Genomic DNA, 21,018 nt, shown 5'->3' on the forward strand with positions numbered 1-21,018 from the left:
CTGTTTGACGAGAACCGGCCCATCAGGTGGTCGAGTACGACACGGCGGCCACCACGCCCAACAGCGCGGGTCGTATTCGGTCGGCGTCGGGTAGTCGACTACGACCTCACACGCCCGAGTACGACCTCGCCAGCCCAAAAACGACCCCCTGCGCCCGACCGAGCACGACCTCGCCAACCCGAGAACGACCTCAGCGCGGCGAAAACGACCTCATTAGCCCGAGAACGGCCCTCGAGCAAGATCGCCACACCACGCTCCCCACCCGCCGCGCCGCCGGGACACGCACGCCATCCACCACTCGCCGAAGCACCGCCGATCCACCCGTCCACCGAACCCTCAAACGCGAAGATCCCGTTTGCTACCGACGCAAACTTTGTTGTCAGCTCCAGCGTTGCCGCTGACGAACCCAGCTAGCACGTTAGGAGGCGTAAGGCCCTCACACGCGCGGGACGCGGTCCAGGGTGGGCTCGCCGACGCGGGTGTCGAGGTACTCGCGCACGCGCTTGCGGCGGTGCATGGCCACGTAGTGGCGCTCCACCTCGCCGGTGTACACCTGGCGCGGGCGACCGATGCGCTTGGCCGGGTCATTCATCATCTCCCGGTACTGGGCGATCCAGCCGGGCAGGCGCCCGAGCGCGAACAGGGGGGTGAACATCTTCGTGGGGAAGCCCATCGCCTGGTAGATCAGGCCGGTGTAGAAGTCAACGTTCGGGTACAGGCTGCGGGAAATGAAGTAGTCGTCGGACAGGGCGACCTCCTCCAGCTCCATGGCGATCTCCAGCTTGCGGTCCCCGTCCTTGGAACCCAGGCGTGTGAGCACCTCGTGCGCGGTCTCCTTCACCAGGGCAGCGCGTGGGTCGTAGTTCTTGTAGACGCGGTGCCCGAAGCCCATTAGGCGCACGCCGTCCTCCTTGTTCTTCACCTTGCGGACGAACTCGGAGGTGCTCATGCCCTCAGACTGAATGGTGTCCAGCATGCGCAGCACGGCCTCGTTGGCGCCGCCGTGCAGCGGCCCGGACAGGGCGCCGACGCCGGCAGCCACGGAGGCGTACATATTGGCGTCCGAGGAACCCACCAGGCGCACGGTAGAGGTGGAGCAGTTCTGCTCGTGGTCAGCGTGCAGGATCAGCAGCATGTCCAGGGCACGCACCACGGTGGGATCGATGTCGCTGGCCTGGTAGGGCATGCCGAAGGTCATGTTCAGGAAGTCCTCGACGTAACCGCGCTTGGGGTCGGGGTACAGCAGCGGCAGCCCGATGGCGCGGCGCGCGATGTAGCTGATCATCGTCGGCATCTTGCTCAGCAGCAGGACGGTGGCCAGCTCGGTCTCGTAGGGGTCGTGCGGGTTGAGGGTGTCCTCGTAGTAGGTGGCCAGGCCGGCGATGCCCGCCTGGAGGATCGCCATGGGGTGCCCGGAGGAGGGGAAGGAGGTGAAGAAGCTGCGGAAGTCCTCGTGCAGCAGCCGGTGACGGCCGATGCGCCGTTGGAAGCGCTCGAAGGTCTCCGGGTCGGGCAGTTCCCCGTTGATCAGCAGGTAGGCGACCTCCAGGAAGGTGGAGGACTTGGCCAGCTCCTCGATCGGGTAGCCGCGGTAGCGCAGGATGCCGGCGGCGCCGTCGATGTAGGTGATGTCAGAGGTGCAGGCGGCGGTGTTGGTGAAGCCGGGGTCGAGTGTGACCAGGCCCGTGGCCCCCAGCAGCTTGCCGATGGCGAGCCCGGCGGAGCCCTCGGTTGCCAGCGCGCGCGGCAGTTCCAGGCTGGTCTCTCCGACGGTAAGCATCCCGGGGGCGTCCTGGGCGCGGAGGTCAGTGGGCGTTTCGGTCATAAGTGTCTCCTTGCTGGCGACGGCGGGGCTGCGGGCGCGGCCCCGGACCTGTCTGCCGGGAACCTTACCGGCCCGCGGGCGCCGTCGTCGCCCCGGTCAGTTCACCCGGGCGAGAACCGGCAGCACAGGACTCCCCGCCCGTCAGCCCGCGAACCGCGCGGCCGCCTCGGGAGCGCGCAGGCGGCGTACGGCGGCGGCAACCCGCTCGTCGGTGTCGGTTAGTGACATGCGCACGTGCCCGGCGCCGGCCGCTCCGTAGAAGTCTCCGGGGGCGACGACGATCCCCAGTTCGGCAAAGGCCCCCACCAGGTCCCACGCGCTCATGGATGCAGGCCCGCTCAGCCACAGGTACAGGCCCGCCACGGATTCGGGGTCATTGACCAGGCCGACGGCGGCGGTCGCCTCCAGCAGGGCCTCGCGCCGGGCCCGGTAGACCGCCCGCTGGGCCGCCACGTGCGCGTCGTCGGCCAGGGTGGCGGCCAGGGCATTCTGCACGGGGGCGGGAGGGAGCATACCGGTATGGCGGCGCACCTCGGTGACGGGTGCCACCAGGTTCGGGTCGCCGGCGAGGAAGGCGGCCCGGTAGCCGGCGAGGTTGGACTGCTTGGACAGGGAGTACAGGGCGAGCAACCCCGTGAAGTCCGGCGCGCCGTCGGGGCCGGTGCCGGTCACGCGCGGGTCCAGGAGACTGGGGACGCCGACGGTGGCCCAGGGCTCCTCCCAGGCGAGTTCGGCGTAGCACTCGTCGGACAGGACGACGACGCCGCGCGCCCGCGCCCAGGTGACAATGCACGCGAGCTGCTCGACGCCGAGGACGTGCCCGTCTGGGTTGCCGGGACTGTTGAGCCAGATGGCGGCGAGGCGGCCTTCGGGCAGCTCCCAGGTGTCGGGGTTGGCGGCGGTGTCGACGGGGACGGGGGTGGCGCCGGCCAGGCGGGCACCGACGTCGTAGGTGGGGTAGGCGGCGCGCGGGTGGGCGATGAGGTCGCCGGGGCGGGCGCCGAGCTGGAGCGGCAGCTGGGCCACGGACTCCTTGGAGCCGATGGTGGGGATCACGGCGGCGTCGCTCAGGCCGGGCACGCCGCGGCGGCGACGCATCCAGTCGATGATGGCGGCACGCACCTGGGGCGTGCCGTCGGCGGGCGGGTAGCCGGGGGCGTTCACGGCGGCGGCGAGTGCCTCGCGGGCTACGGTCGGGGTGGGGTCGACGGGCGTGCCAATAGACAGGTCGACGACGCCGTCGGGGTGCTGGGAGGCGCGCTGCCGGTAGGGGCGCAGGGAGTGCCAGGGAAAGTCGGGCAGGGCGAGCGGGCGGGGCAGGGCGGCCGGAGCAGAGGCGGCGGGGTCGGGGACGGCGGGCGTGGAGGCGTTCACGCCGCCATTGTGTCGCGTTCTCGCCTCCGTAGCAGCGATCTAGCGGGCGACAGCGTGAGGCGTCTCATCGTCCGATACCCCCCCCAAGCACTTGCTACACCTGATGCATCTGCTACATTTATCGCAGGCGACGCAGCGCCTGCTGCTCGTCCAAGGAGACCCCGATGGCCACTAAGACCAACACCGTAACAACCGTTAACGCCGCCTCCGTTAATGAGCAGAGCATGGACGTCCTGCTCGGCGCCGCACACAGCCTCCCCCAGGGATCGCCACTGGCAATCCTGCTGGAGAACATACTGGCTTCCCTGCGCAGCGGCGTCGACGTCGCAGCACTCAGTCTCGACCATCCAGTCACCCCAAATCAGGCGGCAGCAGCTCTCGGCATGAGCCGTCCGAGCGTGTACAAGCTCATGGACTCCGGCCTCTTGAAGTTCCACTACGTCGGCAAGGACCGCCGTATTCCGGCAACAGCCCTGGTCGACTACCTCGACCGTCGCGAACGCGCTAGTGCGCAGCTGGCGGAAGACCTGGCCAACCGCGACCGCACCATCAAGCAGGCCGTGGATGCGATCGCGCCGCTGTCCGCCGAGGACCTCGCCGAGCTCGAGGAGGCCTGATCTGCTCGCCTTGTGGCCGAACAGCTAGCGCAGCCGTTCGGCCACAAGGCGAGCAACTGGCAGCCTCGTCTCGCAGGCCTCGCACACCGGTAGGCCCTCGTCACGCCTGACAACGAACCACTCGCCGCACAGGGCCCGCACAGCTCGCCCTTCCACCGCGCTCTCAGCAACCAGTTCCTTGCGGGTGTAATGAAGATGCGTAGGCCGAAGACGCTCACCAAGGGCCGTCTCCGCCAGCTCGCCCACTTCATCTGCGGACTCCACCGCCACAAGCCACTGCAACCGAGACGCCGGGACGATGAAATCGTAGTAGACACCTGAGCCGTCCGGGAGCGCAACGGCGTCAGGACGTCGATGACCGGCCAAAAGCGTCACCGCCTCGGCAATGGTGGTGCTCAGCAATTTATCCTCCGCCCGCCTTGTCACGACTACCACGTCCAGGAGCGCCTCGCCTCGCAAGCCTGGAGCCGCATCGACCTCAGGCAGGTCTGCCGCAACTGACACCGTTATCGTCGACGAGAAGGTACTTGAACGCGCGGATGCGTCTAGTCTGGGTTCTTCCCGCTGCACCAAGAGCTCACTGCTGTGGTCATCAGCCACCACCGCAGCGCCAACCGCCCCGATGATTGCCGCTAGCGTCTGTATGCGCCACCGACGAATCTCGGCTCGAGCCTGTTCCCGTCTTCGAAGAGTGCGATCCACCGGCCTTGGCATCCAGTCGTGCGCGCGAGCGGCCTCCAGCTGGCCTGCGACAGCGGAGTGGAACCGATCATGCCGTTGCGCATAGACAATCCAGCCGATCCCATCGTCGTCGACGATCATTGCCCCGCGCCACGCCGCACCTTCACGGGTACGTAGCTCCAAGACCGGCCTTCCCGCAGCGGCACTCGCCTTGATATGCCGGTCCGTTCCGCGGGCTAGCGCCTTCTTGCCGGCGTCGATCAACGGGTGCGGCAGTTGGCTGATATCCACATCGGCGAGGTCCTTCCATCGAGAACGACGAATCGCATCCGGGATTGGGCCGCTGTATGACTCCGCAGGCAGTGCCTTGAGTGTTCTCACGGTCGGACGAACCTCGAACATGTCACCTACTAAGGTTCAGGGAGCTGCCAGCAACGTTGCAAACGTATCTTACGCTCCGTCTCGGCAACAGGTTACAAGTGCCGCTCGCGGAGCCAGTTCTACCGGTCTCGGCACGTCATTAGTGCCGGTCTCGGTGTGTTACTGGTGCCGGTCTCGGTGAAGGGTGCGGGCTCAGTAGCCGTTGGCGGCCTTCCACTCCTCGTTCTGGGGCTCCAGGGCGGCGATCATGGGATCGTCGTAGTCCTGCGGGCCGACGTTCTGCGCGCCGCCCGGTGAGCCCAGGCCCTTGAGGGAGAAGAAGTCGATGTTGGCCCGGGTGTAGTCCTCCCACTCCTCGGGGACGTCGTCCTCGTAGAAGATCGCCTCGGTGGGGCACACCGGCTCGCAGGCGCCGCAGTCAACGCACTCGTCGGCGTTGATGTACAGGCTGCGCTCACCCTCGTAGATGCAGTCGACCGGACACTCGTCCACGCACGCACGATCCTTGACGTCCACGCAGGGCTGAGCGATGACATAGGTCATTGACTGCTTCCTCTCTGTCTCCAGGCGTGCCGCGCGGGGCCGCGGGCGCATCTGCGTATCCAAGTATCTCCCCGCGGTGGCGCTGCGCCCAACAGCCGCGCAAGGTGTCAGCAAGTCCGCCGGATTGTTCTACTCGCCCGAGTCGTATTGCGTCACGCGCCGTGTGCGAATTGCGGGCACCGACGCCGATCCCGCCGTCCTCGGTGCCGCCGCGGCCCCGTCCGCCGGCCACCCGCAGCTGAGCTCAGCGACACACCACGGGGTTGTCGGAGTCGTAGGCAGTGGTCAGGACGTCGTCGGGCAGGCTCTCGCCATCGTGGCTGCGGGTGCGGGTAACGGTGACGTCGAATCCCTGCGTGCCCCCGCCGTAGGGCTCGCATCCCGGCCCGGAGCCGTACACAGTGGCGTAGGGCCGGTAGTTGGTGTGCTCACCCTCGGTGATGGTGACCTCGTAGTAGGGGGTGGACCACAGTCGCACGTGTACCTCGCCGTCGCCGGCCCAGGCCTGCACCAGCACCGTGTACGGGGTGGAGTTGCGCCATTTGACGTCCTTGACGCCGGTCCAGATGGTGGCCTCGCGCCCGGCCGGGTAGCGGGTGAACCAGTAGGTGTGGGGCCAGTGCTCCACATCGTCCATGCCGGCCTCGAAGCCGGCATTGAACACGGTGGTGCCCACCTGGGACAGGCCGCCGCCCATGGCGTCGGTGTGCTGCCCATCGGTGACTACGCCGGCGTAGGTATAGCCGTGCTCGAGGTCTACCGGACCGAGGGCGTCGGTGGTGGAGAAGGTCTCCCCCGGCGGCACCAGGGTGCCGTTGATCATCTCGGTGCCGCGCTGGAGGTTCTGGTCGCGCCCGTACTGGGAGACGTAGGGGGTGGAGAACTCGCCGACGATCTCGACGATCCCCCACTCCTCCTCCGGCATGGTCACCTCCGGCTGCAGGACGACCACGGTCGCGGTGGCGGTGCGATCCCCGTCGGCCTCGGTGCCGGCGGCTAGGACTGCCTCAGCCAGAGTGCTGGGGTCGATTCCCGTGCCAGTGGCTGAGGGGTGGTAGACGGGGGTGGCGTCCACGGCGGTATCGGGGTTGCCGTCGATGGTCCAGGTCGCGTCGGTGGCGGGCGCCTCAATGTCCCCGCCCAGGTCGGCGAGGACCGCGGCGTGCAGCGCCTCGGCGTCGAGAGTGGCAGTCAGGACGCCGTCGGTGGAGTCGATGTCGGTCAGGGCAGCGAGCGCCTCTGGGGCCAGGATGCTGGTGCCGGCGGCGTCCGTGCCGGCGCCGGCGGTGGTGACGGTGATGTCGTCACTCAGCAGCGGGGTCAGGACAGTGTCGATGAACTCCTGGGCCTCGGCGTCGGTGACGGCAGGGTTGGCGGTGCCTGCGGCCAGGGCGATGGTGGTCTCCCCCAGCGGCCAGGCGCCGGTCAGGGCGCTCACGCTCTCCGCCACGTTCAGCCCGGTGCCTACCGACCCGGGCGTGAGCACGGGGGTGGTGCCGTCCAGGGTGACGACGGCGTCGGCGGTGCCGGTGGCCAGCGTGCCCAGGCGGGCGTTGAGGGCGCGGGTGAGCGCGTCGGAGTCGACCCGGGTGACGGCGTCGACGGCGGTGCCCGCCAGCCTCCTTACCAGCGTGAGCGGGTTGAGGGTGGGGCCGGTGAGCCGGTCGACGCTGGCGGCGGCGTCCACGCTCACGCCGGAGCTGGCGGGGATGAGCGTGTCGGTGGCTTCGTCGACGGTGAGCGTGACAGGCTGCTCAAGCTGGGCGCCGATGGCGGTATCCACGGCAGCCACAGCCTGGGCACGAGTCATGCCGGAGACGTCCACGCCGGACACCGACGAGCCCGGGGCCAGGGTCCGGGTGGTCGCCCAGGCCAGTCCCAGCCAGGCGATCGCCAGGGTGGCGCCGAGTGCGGCCAGCAGTGGACGCACGATCGCACGGGTGCCCCGGGCAGCGGTCCCGCCGAGTGCCGCGACCGGTTCGGCGGAGTCGGGGACAGCGTCGGCGTGCGGGCCCGCTGAGGCGCGGGCGCCGACGTCGGGCGGGGTCTGGCTCATGAGGCGCATCTCCTGGTGGAGCAGTGAGATCCCTCCACCTCAGGCACCGGCGCGACGGCGTCGGGCAGCGTCCTTGAAACGCTCCTGGGAGTCGAGGATGACCTTGCGGATGCGCACGGCATCCGGAGTCACCTCCACGCACTCGTCCTCGGAGGCGAACTCCAGGGCCTCCTCCAGGGTGAGGCGTCGCGGCGGCGTGAGCGCCTCGTAGACGTCGGCAGTAGAGGAGCGCATGTTGGTCTGCTGCTTCTCCCGCACCACGTTGACGTCCATGTCCTCATCGCGGGGGTTCTCCCCCACGACCTGCCCCTCGTAGGTCTCCTGACCGGGCTCGACGAAGAACGTGCCGCGGTCCTGCAGGCGGATCAGCGCGTAGGCGGTGACGGCGCCGGCGCGGTCGGAGACCAGGGAGCCGGAGGTGCGGGCGGTGATCTGGCCCGCCCACGGCTCGTAGCCCTCGGAGATGGACGAGGCAATGCCGGTGCCGCGGGTCTCCGTGAGGAACTGGGTGCGCCAGCCGATCAGGCCGCGGGCGGGCACCAGGAACTCCATGCGGATCCAGCCGGTGCCGTGGTTGGCCATGGTCTCCATGCGGCCCTTGCGGGCGGCCATGAGCTGGGTGACGGCGCCCAGGTGCTCCTCGGGCACATCGATGGTCATGCGTTCGACCGGCTCGTGGCGCTTGCCGTCGATCATCTTGGTAACCACCTGCGGCTTGCCTACGGTCAGCTCGAAGCCCTCGCGGCGCATCTGCTCCACCAGGATCGCCAGCGCCAGCTCACCGCGGCCCTGCACCTCCCAGGCGTCGGGGCGGGTGGTAGGTAGCACGCGCAGGGAGACATTGCCGACCAGCTCGCGGTCCAGGCGGTCCTTGACCTGCCGGGCGGTGACCTTGGCGCCCTTGGTGCGGCCGGCCATCGGCGAGGTGTTGATACCGATGGTCATGGAGATGGCGGGATCGTCCACCTTGATCAGTGGCAGGGGCCGCGGGTCCTCAGGGTCGACCAGGGACTCGCCGATGGTGATGTCCTCAATACCGGCGACGGCGACGATGTCACCGGCGTGGGCCTCCTCGGCGGGCTTGCGCTCCAGGCCCTCGGTTACCAGCAGCTCGGAGACGCGGGCGGAGGTGAGGGAGCCGTCGTGGCGGGCCCAGGCGACGGTCTGGCCCTTGCGCAGGGTGCCGGAGTGGATGCGCAGCAGCGCGAGCCGCCCCAGGAACGGGGAGGCGTCGAGGTTGGTCACGTGCGCCTGCAGGGGGGCGGACTCGTCGTAGGAGGGGCCGGGGATGCGATCAATAAGGGTGCGGAACAGGGGCTCGAGGTTCTTGGATGCGGGCAGCTCGCCGTCGGCGGGCTTGACGGTGTCCGCGCGGCGGGCCTTGGCGGACGCGTACACCACAGGCACGTCCAGCACGGCGTCCAGGTCGATGTCCGGGTGCTCATCGGCCAGGTCGGAGGCGAGCGAGAGCAGCAGGTCGGTGGTCTCGGACACGACCTCGTCCAGGCGAGAGTCGGGGCGGTCCACCTTGTTGACCACCAGGATGACCGGCAGGGAGGCGGCCAGGGCCTTGCGCAGCACGAAGCGGGTCTGAGGCAGGGGGCCCTCGGAGGCGTCCACGAGCAGGAGGACGCCGTCAACCATGGACAGCCCGCGCTCGACCTCGCCGCCGAAGTCGGCGTGGCCGGGGGTGTCAATGACGTTGATGGTGATACCGGCGGGAAGACCCGCATCGATGGCCGCGGGACCGGCGTAGTGGACGGCAGTGTTCTTGGCGAGGATCGTGATGCCCTTCTCGCGCTCCAGCTCACCGGAGTCCATGACGCGCTCGGTCGTGTTCTCCTCGGTGGCGCGGTTGCCGAAGGCGCCGGCCTCCCAGAGCATCGCGTCGACTAGGGTGGTCTTGCCGTGGTCGACGTGAGCGACGATGGCGACGTTGCGCAGGTCCTGGCGCACAGTCATGTGGGCTCTTTCCTCCATTTGGTAAGCGCCCGCGGGCGCACAAACTCAGGCAGGGTACCGCTACTGCGGCCGGACAGGCCATGACAGGCGCGACATGCGGCCTGTGCGGCCGCTCACCTCTGTTGACCCGTGATCTGGCGGCGACCGGGGCGGCTCAGAGCACTCCCGTCAGCAGTATTACGGCGGCGATGGTCGCTGCCACCACGGGGGCGCGGTTCCACCGCGAGCTCATCTGCCTGGTCTCGGACTGTTTCCGCTCGGGGCGGCTGTTGCGGGCCAGAATGGCCTCTTGGTATGCGGCGATGAGATCGCCCGCCGCATCGGCGTCCATCCGGGTGCGATACACGGAATCACCCTCCGCTAGGTACTCCTCTGGCACCGTCCGGCGCGCGGAGGCGTACCGCCCCGTGCGGCCGCCCCTTCCAAGCAGTTCGCGCTCCCGCAACTCCTGGCGTCTGCGGAAGGATGTCGACAACCCACCTGCACGCTGCGCGGCGGAGGCCTTGACCGTATGACCGGATCCGGTGATGATCTCCAGTCCCCAGCGGGTGCGGCAAGATTCCACCTCATCCCAGCCGACAGTATGCGTGCGCCATGCGTTACGCACAGTGATGCCGGCGTCCGCGATGGTGAGCTGCGGCGCCCACCACAAGCACCAAACCGCAAGCATCAGGAACAGGCCGCAGCCCAGGGCCTGCAGCCCGTTGCGAGTACCGTCGGCGAGCCAAACCGTAATGACGGCCCAGGTCGTGCCGGCACCCGTCAGCAGGGTGCCAGCACGACCTGTCAGTGAGCGGATCACGACCGCGGGCAATGCCCCGTGGCTCCCTTACTCGGAGATGTAACCGACGTTCTCGGAACGGAAGTAGGCCAGGCCCTTGGCCCCGAAGTTCGCCAGGTTCTTCGGGACGGCCGTGAACTGCATGCGCTCGTAGATGGGGAAATTCATGACGTTCTCCCAGATGAGCACGTCGCACTCATTGGTCATGCGGATACGCTCATCATGATCCGGAGTCGACGCAATCTTTGCAGCATAGTCGTCGATCTCCGGGATCGACTGGGACGTGTAGTTACTCAAAGAACTCGAGCCGTATATCTGACCGATGTTGGCCATAGGGTACTGAGTACCCTCCCAGGTGAAGGCGGTCATCTCATAGTTCTTGGCGTTGATGTACTCGGGGAAATAGCTATTGGCGTCAACCGGGTCCAACTTCATCTCAATACCAACCTCGCTGAGCTGACTCTGCAGCAGGTTGGCCTCATTCTCCGTAGTCTGAGTCCCAGAGGGAACCGTAAAGGTGAAGCTAAGGCGCTGACCGTCCTTTTCGCGTACGCCATCAGCCCCCTCTACCCAGCCGGCGTCATCCAACAGCTGCTTGGCGGCGTCGGGGTCGTAGGACCAGTCACCCGAGTTGTCCTGGTAGCCCTCCTGAGGCGGCATGAAGAAATGATTACCAAGCAACACGTCATCGACCTCGATCGGCAGTCCCGCCAGGTCGGAGGAGGCAATAGCGGCTCGATCACAGGCACGCAGGACCGCCTGACGCACAGCCTTGTCCGCCAGTGGACCGGATGCCGCATTGATGGTGAAATGCCGCCACTGCAGGCCGAAGTTCTGACGGATCTCGGCATCCTCCCGCCCGGCGGCCTGGTTGTAAACGTCTGCCGAGATGATGTAGTCGATAACGTCGATCGCCTTGTTCGCGAATGAGGTCGCTTCGGCTGCAGGGTCCAGGACGCGGAAGGTTACCTTATCCAGCAGTGGGGCCTCGCCCCACCACAGGTCGTTGGGGACCAGGGTCACCAGCTGCTGGGACTCGTTGTAGGAGTCCACCTTGAAGGGGCCGGCGAAGTAGTCGTTGTTGAAAGCGCCGGCGCCCGCCATCGACTCGTTGAAGGTCTTGGCGTCCACGAATAGCTCTTTCGGAAAGAGGGACGATAGCGGATTGGTCCAGTCGGGGAAAATCGACTTGAAGGTCACTTTAGCGGTCAGATCGTCGATAATGTCGACAGACTCAACGTCGGCGATACCATCCGTTGAGGCCCACTGATACTCGGGGTCATCGGCGTGAGCGAAGAAGGCCTCAATGTCTTCGGAGTCCATGTGACGCCCGTTGCCCCAGACGGCATTCTCATTTAGGGCCACAGTGGCGACGGTCTTGCCATCCACATCCTCAGCCTCGAAGGTGGTGTAGAAGTTGGGGTTCGCGGTCGGGGTGCCGTCATCCGCCCAGTCGAGGAGGTAGGGGGAGACGAAGTCCAGAATATTACGCAGATTGACGTTAACGCCGTTGGCGTGATGATAGTTCCAATTGGCAATGGTGTTGGAAATGGCGAAGTTGAGGGTGCCACCCTGTTGCAGGGAGGAGCGCTCTTGGCGATTCATCGCCTGGTCGAAGTCGATCTCGGCGTTTGCATCGGCAGATGAGTTCGAGTTGGACTCGGTGTTCTTGGCGCAGGCGGCCAGGGCGGCCATGACTGCCGCGGAGGCCGAGCCGGCAAGGAACAAGCGGCGGTTGATGTTCATATCAAAGCTCCGATTCGAGATGGATCCGGATGGTTGGACAGGGCGGCGCTACGCTGCCGCCGCAGTCAAGCCGTGGGCATGGTGTACATCATACGTTCATCTGCAGCAGTCGCATCCTGCTTGCGACATCGTGTGACCTGCAGTTTCGTAGTTCTTGGTCACTACTACCTTGCTCCGGGCTAGGTACTCGCTGATGACGTCAGAACACAGCGGTACGCTCTGGGTAGTAGCAGGCGACCTCGTGGTCCTCACCCTCGCCGGTGAAGTCCGGCATTCGTTCCAGGCAGGCCTTTCTCTGCTCCTCATTCAGCTCGTTCGCGAACTTGGGGCAGCGAGTGCGGAAGCGGCAGCCCGAGGGGGGACTGGCCGGGGACGGCAGATCGCCCTCCAGGATGATGCGGCTGCGCGTGCGCTCCTTCGCCGGATCCGGAATCGGAATGGCCGAGAGCAGTGCCTGCGTATACGGGTGAGCCGGCGCGGAGAACACCGCATCGACGTCACCGATCTCGACGATCTTGCCCAGGTACATGACGGCCACGCGATCGGCTATGTGCCGCACCACGGACAGGTCGTGGGCCACGAACAGGTAGCTGAGCCCCAGGGTCGCACGCAACTCGTCGAGCAGGTTGATGACGCCGGCCTGAATGGACACGTCCAGAGCAGAGACCGGCTCGTCCAGTACGAGCAGCTTCGGCTCCAGGGCCAGAGCCCGGGCGATGCCTATGCGCTGGCGCTGCCCGCCGGAGAAGTTGCGGGGATAGCGGTTGGCGTGGCTCGGTTCGAGCCCCACCAGTTTCATGAGCTCCTCGACGCGCGGACCGACCTGCTGCTTGCTCCAGCCATTGGCGCGCAGTGGCTCCGCGATGATGTCGTAGATGGGCAGACGCGGGTCCAGGGACGCCATGGGGTCCTGGAAGACGACCTGCAAATCGCGGCGGATCTGCTTGCGTTCAGCGCGGCTGATCGCAGCAGTATCCCTGCCCAAGACAACGATTTTGCCGTCCTGCGGCGCCTGCAGATTGAGCACCTCCATAAGCGTGGTGGTCTTGCCACAGCCCGACTCGCCAACAATTGCCAGCGTCTCGCCCTGGCGCACATCGAAGGAGATGCCGTCCACCGCGTGCACGGTGCCGACGCGCCGCTTGAACACCGCACCCTTCATCAGCGGGAATTCCTTCACCAGGCCGCCTACCCGCAGCACCTCGGGGCGCTGTGAGTGGGGCAGGTTCATGACATCGGCGGTCTTGAGGGAGGGGACCGGGAAGATGTCCGTGTAGTCGAGGTTGTTCTTCTCGATCTCCGGGAAGCGACGGCAGGCGGACTTTTGCTGCTCAGCGGCAGTGGAGTCAGATGGCAAGGCGTCGTCGCGGACCGGGACCAGATCGGGTTCGCCGTCCAGGCACTCCGCGACCGCCATGGGGCACCGCGGCGCAAATGGACAGCCGGTGGGCGCCTCCAGCAGCGAGGGCGGCGCGCCTTCAAGGGTTGCCAGGGCGGAGTCCTTCTTGGCGTCGAGGCGGGGAAGCGACCCGAGCAGCCCGATCGTGTAGGGCATGCGCGAGCGGTAGAAGATGTCGTCGACGTTACCGGTCTCGACAACCCGCCCCGCGTACATGACGGCGACCCGGTCGGCCATGCCGGCCACGACCCCCAGGTCGTGAGTAATCATGATGACGCCGGCGCCGGTCTCCTTCTGCGCCGTGCGCAGAACATCGAGGATCTGCGCCTGAATGGTCACGTCCAGCGCCGTGGTTGGCTCATCGGCGATGATCAGATCGGGGTTGTTGGCGATCGCGATGGCGATCACGGCGCGCTGCCTCATGCCTCCGGAGAACTCGTGCGGATAGGCCTTAAAACGCACCTCCGGATTGGGGATGCCCACCAGATCCAGCAGCTCGACCGCCCGCTTGTTGGCATCGGCGTCGGGCATGTCCGGGTTGTGGACCTTCAGCGCCTCGACGATCTGATCCCCAACCGTGTACACGGGCGTGAGGGCGGACAGCGGGTCCTGGAAAACCATAGAGACCTGGGTGCCCCTGATCTTGGACATGTACTCGTCGCTGCGCCCGAGCAGCTCGGTGCCGTACAGACGCACCGACCCGGAAATATCCGCGGTCTCGTCAAGCAGTCCCATGACAGCCGTGGACGTAACCGACTTGCCGGAGCCCGATTCACCCACGAGGGCGAGCACCTCCCCGCGCCTAACTGTCAGGTCGATGCCGCGCACCGCGTGGACCCGGCCGTTCTCGGAGGGGAAGGAGACGTGCAGATCTGCAATTTCCAGCAGCGGGGCATCAGCCTCCCGATCCGGCAAGTCCTGTGCCTTGGCGGCCGTATCCCGGTTGCGCCGTGTCGCTCTCATGCCTTGCCTCCGGATTTGGACGAGGGGTCGATGGCGTCACGCAGCCCATCTCCCATGAAGTTGACGCATACGAGCATGAACACCAACACCGCGGCGGGCGCCAAGAAGATCCAGGGGTAGGTGGTTGCGGAGCGCTGTCCCTCCGCGATCAATGTGCCCAGGGAGGTGTTCGGCGCCTGCACACCGAAACCGAAGTAGGACAGCGTCGTCTCGCTGAGCACCGCGTAGGCGACGTTGAGCGTGGCATCGACGATCAGTAGTGAGGCGATGTTGGGGATGATGTGGCGGACGATGATGACGGGGCTGGGTACGTTCATGAATCGTGCCGCATTGACGTAGTCGAGGTTCTTGACGCTGAGGGTCAGCGAGCGCACCACGCGTGCCGTGAGCATCCAGCCGAATCCGCCCAGCAGCACAATCAAAAGGGCGGTCGATCCCTTGGCAGCCCCCGCCTTCTGGGACAGGATCGCGATGATCAGGAACGACGGCACCACCAGCAGCAGGTCGGTGGCCCACAGGGCGACCTTCTCCCACCAGCCGCCGAAATAGGCGGCGGAGGAACCGATGATCGCGGCGATACTGGTCTGCAGGAGGGCCACGAACACTCCGATCATCATCGACTTGCGGGTGCCCTCCACCACCATGGCGAAGACGTCGCGTCCGCCCTGGGTGGTGCCGAACCAGTGGTCGGCGCTGGGCGGTTGCAGGAATGCCTTCGAGTCGACGTCCGTGTAGGACCACTGACCAACACGGTTGCCGAAGATCGCCATCAGTGCGAGGGCCAGGATGCCAACAGCTCCGAATACGGCGGTCTTGTTGCGCAGGAAGCGGCGCAGAATGATGCGCCCGCGGGTAAGCCGCCTAGATTCCTTGGGGTTGTTGTCCAGAAGGTTGCCGCCGTCCGCGACGGTTACCGGTGCCTGTCCCGGCTGGTCCATGGCGGACTGCCCTGTGCCACTCAAGTTGGCGGTCGATTCCGTATCGGGCTGTACGGCGCCGTCTGGTTCGTTAGTCGAGCCATGCATGTCGGTCAGCTCACTCTCACCCGTGGGTCAACGATCGCGACAAAGACATCGGACAGCAACGCACCGGCCAATGTGCACAGGCCTGAGAACGCGACCACGGCGGTCACCCCGTTGATGTCGTAGCTCGAGATCGAGTTGATTGAGTACTCACCCATGCCGTGCCAGCCGTAGACGCGCTCGGTGATCGCCGCACCTGTGAACAGGCCGGCCAAGGCGAAGGCGAAGTAGGTGGCCATGGGGATCAGAGCGGTGCGCAGGGCGTGGCGAGTGGCGGCCTGATGCTTGCGCAGCCCCTTGGCGCGGGCGGTGCGCACATAGTCAGCGCCGAGCGTATCGAGCATGAGGTTGCGCTGGTAACGCGAGTAAGAGGCGATTGACCCCAGCGACATTGAGAGCGTCGGCAGCAGCAGGTGCTGGGCCCGCCCCAGGAAACCCTCGCCCTCACCGGTGAACTCGAAGATCTGGTAGCCGGTGGTCCGGTTGATGTGGACGGCGAGCACTTGCAGGAGAATCGCCAGCACCATCGCCGGCGTGGAGATCACGATCATCGCGAGCAGGGAGATCGCCCGGTCTGAGAACTTGTACTGGCGGGTCGCCGTCCAGGCGCCCAGGGCCACGCCACCGACCATGCCGATCATGGCGCCCAGGAACACCAACCGTACCGACACGGCGATCTTCGTTCCCAGCAACGCGTTGATCGATTCACCCTTTGGGGTGACGCCCCAGTCCCAGGAAGTGACCACCTCACGGAGCCAGGTGACGTATCGGCCCCACACGGGCATGTCCGAGCTGATGTTGTACTGGACGAGAGCAGCGTTGATCGCATCCCAGTTCAGCGACGGGTCCTCGCGGTTCCAGTTGTTGGCGGGGTCCAAGGACGCCGATGCCAACAAGTACGCCAGTGACGTCGCTATGAACAACAGGATCGCGTAGTTCGCAAGCCTGCGCATTAGGTACGGAAACATGCGGTCTTCTCTTTGGCGGGCCGCCGGAGGCCCGGACTCCGCGTGGGAGCCGATTCCGGTGCGGCTACGGACAGTGCCGCCCAGACACAGCCACCCGCGGGCGACCTTGGGACCGAACGGACCGTCTCACGATACCCGCATTTCGAAACGCGCCTGACACCCCGGACGTCAAAGCCGGGGGTTATGTCCAACGATGGACGGCGCAGAACCGGCCACTTCCGGCCGCGCAAGTAACCTATACCACATTCCCGCCACCGGGTCGGAAGCAGGTCCCAGATCTGGGCTACTCACGCGCGAACCCGCCGCTCGCTTCAGAGAATCCGCGAGAACCCACCACCTTCGCTCGGCCCGAGTGCGGTACCCCACCGCGCAGGTGGGTGCCCGCCGTCGTCGCGCAATGCCTCAGCCGGCGGCGCGGGCGTCCCGGCGGCGGAACAGGGCGGCTACCACGGCGCCGGAGAGGTTGTGCCAGACGGAGAAGACCGCACCGGGTAGGGCCGCCTCCGGGCTGAAGTACTGGGCGGCGAGGCCCGCGGCCAGGCCGGAGTTCTGCATGCCTACCTCAATGGCGGTGGTGCGTGAGGCCTTCTCATTGCGGCTGGTGATCCAGCCGATCCCGTAACCCAGCAGGTAGCCGAGGCAGTTGTGCAGGACAACCACCAGCGCCACCAGCACGCCGACGGAGGCGATCTTGTCGGCCGAGCCGGAGACGACCGCGATCACCACGTAGCAAATGCCGAGGACCGAGATCCAGGGCATGACCGGCAGCAGCCGCTCCACATACCGCCCCAGGAGAGCGCGTATCACCAGGCCGCCGATGACCGGCACCAGCACGATCTTCACGATCGACAGCGCCATGGAGCCGGCGTCGACGGGCATGTACTGCCCGGCGAGCCACTGGGTCAGCAGCGGCGTCATCAGCGGGGCCAGCAGGGTGGAGATGGACGTCATGGTCACCGAGAGCGCCACATCACCGCGCGAGAGGTAGGAGATGACGTTGGAGGAGGTGCCGCCGGGCGCGCAGCCGACCAGGATGACGCCGGCGGCCAGGGCCGGGTCCAGCTGGAAGATGCGGGTCAGCGTCCAGGCGATGATGGGCATGACCACGAACTGGGCGGCCACTCCCACCAGAACCGGCAGGGGCCGACGCACCACCAGGGCGAAGTCGGGGACCGTCAGGGTCAGGCCCATGCCGAACATAATGATGCCCAGGGCGTAGTTGGTGCCCGCCGCCAGCGGACTGAGCGCCTCGGGGGCGAGCATCGCGGCGGCAAAGGCCAGCAGGATCAGCAGCGGGAAGACGGTCACGGCAATATAGGCCGAGCGGTCCTCGTCGCTGCGTCCCGCCCCCGCCGGGCGCGGGTCTACAGGCTGAGAAGTGTTTGGGGAGTCAGCTGGACTGTTCACGCTGTAGTCCTATCGCCACTCACCTCCGGGCGAGCAGACATTCTCAGGATCCGGGAGAAGCACCAGTCAGCGCAGGGCAGCCGGGCGGGGCAGCAGTGCGGCAACCAGGGACTTCAGCAGGTCGCCGACGATAAACGGCATGAGACCCAGGGAAACGGTGACGCCCCAGGAAGCTCCCGTGGCGGCGTGGAGCCAGACGAGCCCGGGAACGTACACGAGCGCAGAGGCTGCGAGCATCAGGCCAACCCGCAACGCCATCGCGCGCAGGGCCGCAGCGCCTGCACCACGGTCAACAAGCACGGCCCCAGCTCTGCCGGCCAGCAGCGCCGCCAGCCCATACCCCAGCACATAGCCGAAGGAGGCGGTGACGCCGCCGTTCCAGCCAGCGAGCACCGGTGCGCCGAAGGCGGCTGCGGCAGCGAACAGGGCCACGGCGGCCAGGCCGCGGCGAGAACCGAGGACTCCGCCCACGCCAAGGGCGGCAAGGGTGCCGAGAGTGACCGGCACTGGAGTGAAGGGCAGCGGCAGGGCGACCTGACCGATCAGGGCGATGGCGGCGGCGCCACCGACGATGAGCGCGGCCTCGCGGGCCACGCGGCGGATCAGGGGTACGGCGGTGGCAGGGGTGGCCTCGAGGCTGGCAGCAGGGCGCATGTTTGTGCTCATGTCACCACCGTAGGGTCATCTGCGCCCATGACACACCGCCGTTTGCCGCCCGTATCCGCGAGCGCAACTTGTGGAATTCCTCCAATTCCCTACTACTGGCTAGCTCACCCGCCAAAGGCCGTGCCGCAGCTCGGTCAGCGCGTCAACGCCAAACAGAATGCCAGCTACACGGCAAGGGCCTTCCCCTACTCGCCCGTGTAACCGCCGCTTACACGCCCACGCCGGTGTCCGCGGCACACCGCGGCCGCTAGGCAAGGTACGCCTGTCACGGAATGCACCACTTTCAACCGCAACAGCCCCTGGCACACCGCATCGAATCGCATGATTCTGCGGTGAGCGGGGATACCCCTCGGGAAGCAGACGCAGAAAGAGGTGCATTCCATGACAGGTGTCGGCCTCAGGCGCGCCAAGCACGCCGCAAGAGGCCCTGCGAGCCGCGGCGTCAGGCGACGGTGACGTCACCGGAGGTCGTGCCGGTAGCAGAACCACCGTTGGTCGTGCTGACAGTGATAGACGAACTGCTGCCGGCGCTGATGGCGCCGCCGAAGCTGGTGGCGTCCAGAGTCAGCGCCAGATTGCCACCGTTGGAGCCGGAGTTGCCCCAGCGGTCCTCATCGGCCATGGCCAGGCCGCCGGAGGTCTCCAGGGTGCAGCCGGTGAGCGTGGCCTCAGCGGTGGTGTTGGTGACGTAGAGGATCGGTACGTCCCGGCTGCAGGTCAGGGACACATTCGTAAGCGCGAGCGCGGAGGCCTCGGTGGCGGCATCGGAGTCGGCTGCGTCCCCGGACATGGACTGGTACAGCATGACGCCGGCGGTCTCCGAGTCGGTGGTGAGGGTCGAGTCGGAGACGGTGGCGCGGTTCTTGCCCTCAACCACGATCGCCTGCCCCTGACCTGCGGTGCCGGTCAGGCCGGAGACGGTGATCTCGCCGGTGGAGTAGATGCAGGGTGAGCCGTCGCCGGCGGTGGTGAAGTTGTTGGTTCCGTCTACCGTCACGGTGCCCGAACCGCGGTCCGTGGCGACAGCCGCGCAGTGGGCGCCCTCGGTGGTGATGGTGAGGTCGGCGCCGGTGATCGCTCCGGCGTAGGTGGCGTGCAGGCCACGGGAGGACTCGCCGGTAGTGGCGATGGCGCTGGCGGTGACCTCGGCGGTGGCGCCGCCGGTGGCGACTACCCCGTTGGCGCCGGAGGCATCGGTAGTCATGGCGGTCTGGCCGATGCTGGCGCTGCTGCCCGCGCCAACCACCACCACGGCGGAGTTGAGCCCGTAGAAGCTGTAGGAGTCATCCACCCCGTGCTCGCCATCGGTGGAGGCGTCGCCGGACTTGTTGATGCGGGCATTGGCCACAGTGAGGCTGCCTCCATTCACCACCAGGAAAACAGCCTCGTCGGCGCTGGTGGACTCGAAGGTACCGCCGTCAATAGTCGCCTCGATGCCATCCACCAGGTAGGCACCGCTCAGGCTGATCTCCTTGTCACCGATGGTGCCGGTCCAGGAGCCTGCGGACAGGACCGTGTTCGACTCCGATGCCTCGTGGTACTCCGGGCCGGTAGCGGGCGTCTCGTCGGCGGTGGCGGCGTCCGCCGCGGCGGTGGCGCCCCCGGTAGCGGGCGAGGCGGTGGACGTGGAGGTGCTGGAGGAGCCGCAGGCGGCCAGTGCGCCGGCCGCGGCCAGGCCGAGTCCGCCCAGCAGCATGGAACGGCGCCGCGCGTGGAGGCGGCTGCCGTCGCCGGGTTCGCGGTCGGTACGGTATTCGGTAGTAGCGCCAAAGCGCATGGGGGTCTCCTTTAGGTGCGGCGTTGCCCGGACGGCGCGCGAGTCGGCCGTCGCCGCAGCGCCGGGTTACTGGTCACCGACCACTGTGGCCGTCCCCCTTGTGCGCCGCCTGTGTCCCCCGTAGGGCTCCGGCGTGAATGCCGCACCGCAGGCGATGCATTAGCGTGCGCCCATGCCCGCACTCCCCCGTCCTTCCGGTCCTGACCCCGCTCCCTTCGCCCTGGTACCAGCCGCCTACGTGCTGCTGCTACGCCAGCGCGAGCACACCGTCGCATCCGCGCTAGATGGACGTCCCACCCGCGTGAGCCGGGAGCATCGCCCCCACGGCGGTCCCTGCCCCGGTCCGGCCGCAGACACCGAGGTCCTGCTACAGCTGCGCCGCAACACCGGGTTCATGGACGGGCACTGGGCTGCCGGGATCGCGGGACACGTCGAGCCGGGCGAGTCGGTGACCGCGGCTGCCGTACGGGAAGGCGCCGAGGAGATGGGCGTCGTCATCGCCCCGGGTGAGCTGCTGCCGCTGACCGCCATGCACCGCTCGAATGCGGTCGGCGGGCCGGCACTGGAGCAGCGCGTTGACTTCTTCTTCACCCTCACCCACTGGTACGGCGTCCCCACCATCCAGGAGCCTGCTAAATGCGGAGGCCTGGAGTGGTTCGCGCTGGACTCCCTGCCCGATCCGATACCCCCGCATGAGTTCGCAGCGCTGCGGCTCCTGGCGACGGCGCTCGACTCCGGGCGGCCCGCCCCGGCAATCACGTCCTTCGGCTTCACCGCGCGCTGAGGCACGCACCCAGATCGCGCGCCCGAGACGATGCCGGCGGGGCGCGGACTGTGTCCGCGCCCCGCC

The 21,018-nt window shown here is 67.1% G+C and carries 16 protein-coding genes; 2 read left to right on the forward strand and 14 right to left on the reverse strand.

Annotated elements, in window-relative coordinates:
* Positions 1–436: 436 nt before the first annotated feature.
* Positions 437–1,825 (reverse strand): citrate synthase, encoded by a 1,389-nt coding sequence (locus GZ997_RS05255; RefSeq protein ID WP_161923656.1) that lies wholly within the window; start codon positions 1,823–1,825, stop codon positions 437–439.
* A 141-nt stretch (positions 1,826–1,966) separates the two neighbouring features.
* Positions 1,967–3,199, reverse strand: a complete 1,233-nt coding sequence (dapC, locus tag GZ997_RS05260; protein ID WP_162679129.1) for a succinyldiaminopimelate transaminase — start codon at positions 3,197–3,199, stop codon at positions 1,967–1,969.
* Positions 3,200–3,363: 164 nt separating this feature from the next.
* On the opposite strand from dapC, the gene GZ997_RS05265 reads away from it, so the two are divergent.
* Positions 3,364–3,816, forward strand: coding sequence for a helix-turn-helix domain-containing protein (locus GZ997_RS05265; protein ID WP_162679130.1), 453 nt, complete (start codon positions 3,364–3,366; stop codon positions 3,814–3,816).
* Positions 3,817–3,840: 24 nt separating this feature from the next.
* Here the strand turns inward: GZ997_RS05265 and GZ997_RS05270 are convergent, their stop codons facing one another.
* The 12 genes from GZ997_RS05270 to GZ997_RS05325 form a co-directional block, all read right to left on the reverse strand.
* Positions 3,841–4,899, reverse strand: coding sequence for a DUF3039 domain-containing protein (locus GZ997_RS05270; RefSeq protein WP_202616259.1), 1,059 nt, complete (start codon positions 4,897–4,899; stop codon positions 3,841–3,843).
* Positions 4,900–5,070: 171 nt separating this feature from the next.
* On the reverse strand, positions 5,071–5,421 hold the full coding sequence (fdxA, locus tag GZ997_RS05275) for a ferredoxin (protein WP_161923653.1): 351 nt from the start codon (positions 5,419–5,421) through the stop codon (positions 5,071–5,073).
* 244 nt (positions 5,422–5,665) lie between these two features.
* Positions 5,666–7,477 (reverse strand): VanW family protein, encoded by a 1,812-nt coding sequence (locus tag GZ997_RS05280; protein WP_162679131.1) that lies wholly within the window; start codon positions 7,475–7,477, stop codon positions 5,666–5,668.
* 39 nt (positions 7,478–7,516) lie between these two features.
* Positions 7,517–9,439 (reverse strand): translational GTPase TypA, encoded by a 1,923-nt coding sequence (gene typA, locus GZ997_RS05285; RefSeq protein ID WP_162679132.1) that lies wholly within the window; start codon positions 9,437–9,439, stop codon positions 7,517–7,519.
* A 154-nt stretch (positions 9,440–9,593) separates the two neighbouring features.
* On the reverse strand, positions 9,594–10,253 hold the full coding sequence (locus GZ997_RS05290) for a PH domain-containing protein (protein WP_162679133.1): 660 nt from the start codon (positions 10,251–10,253) through the stop codon (positions 9,594–9,596).
* A 15-nt stretch (positions 10,254–10,268) separates the two neighbouring features.
* The gene (locus tag GZ997_RS05295; RefSeq protein ID WP_161923649.1) at positions 10,269–11,966 is read right to left on the reverse strand and encodes an ABC transporter family substrate-binding protein; all 1,698 of its coding nucleotides are present in this window, start codon (positions 11,964–11,966) and stop codon (positions 10,269–10,271) included.
* A gap of 199 nt (positions 11,967–12,165) precedes the next feature.
* Entirely contained in the window at positions 12,166–14,328 is a 2,163-nt protein-coding gene (locus GZ997_RS05300) for an ABC transporter ATP-binding protein (protein WP_162679134.1), read from the reverse strand.
* Entirely contained in the window at positions 14,325–15,266 is a 942-nt protein-coding gene (locus tag GZ997_RS05305) for an ABC transporter permease (protein ID WP_202616258.1), read from the reverse strand. Before GZ997_RS05305 ends, GZ997_RS05300 begins: the two co-directional genes overlap by 4 nt.
* A gap of 92 nt (positions 15,267–15,358) precedes the next feature.
* Positions 15,359–16,318, reverse strand: a complete 960-nt coding sequence (locus GZ997_RS05310) for an ABC transporter permease (RefSeq protein WP_161923646.1) — start codon at positions 16,316–16,318, stop codon at positions 15,359–15,361.
* Positions 16,319–16,720: 402 nt separating this feature from the next.
* Positions 16,721–17,632, reverse strand: coding sequence for a bile acid:sodium symporter family protein (locus GZ997_RS05315; RefSeq protein ID WP_343212279.1), 912 nt, complete (start codon positions 17,630–17,632; stop codon positions 16,721–16,723).
* 159 nt (positions 17,633–17,791) lie between these two features.
* Positions 17,792–18,391 carry a biotin transporter BioY gene (locus GZ997_RS05320; protein ID WP_162679135.1) on the reverse strand — a complete coding sequence of 200 codons (600 nt, stop codon included), beginning with the start codon at positions 18,389–18,391 and terminating at the stop codon, positions 17,792–17,794.
* Between the two features lie 442 nt (positions 18,392–18,833).
* Complete coding sequence (locus tag GZ997_RS05325; RefSeq protein ID WP_203234015.1) at positions 18,834–20,168, reverse strand: hypothetical protein; 1,335 nt, start codon at positions 20,166–20,168, stop codon at positions 18,834–18,836.
* A 172-nt stretch (positions 20,169–20,340) separates the two neighbouring features.
* Between GZ997_RS05325 and GZ997_RS05330 the strand changes: the two genes are divergently transcribed.
* Positions 20,341–20,952, forward strand: coding sequence for an NUDIX domain-containing protein (locus GZ997_RS05330; protein WP_162679136.1), 612 nt, complete (start codon positions 20,341–20,343; stop codon positions 20,950–20,952).
* The last annotated feature ends 66 nt before the right edge of the window (positions 20,953–21,018 follow it).

It is taken from the genome of Actinomyces sp. 565 (assembly GCF_010365615.1).
Classification (GTDB): domain Bacteria; phylum Actinomycetota; class Actinomycetes; order Actinomycetales; family Actinomycetaceae; genus Actinomyces.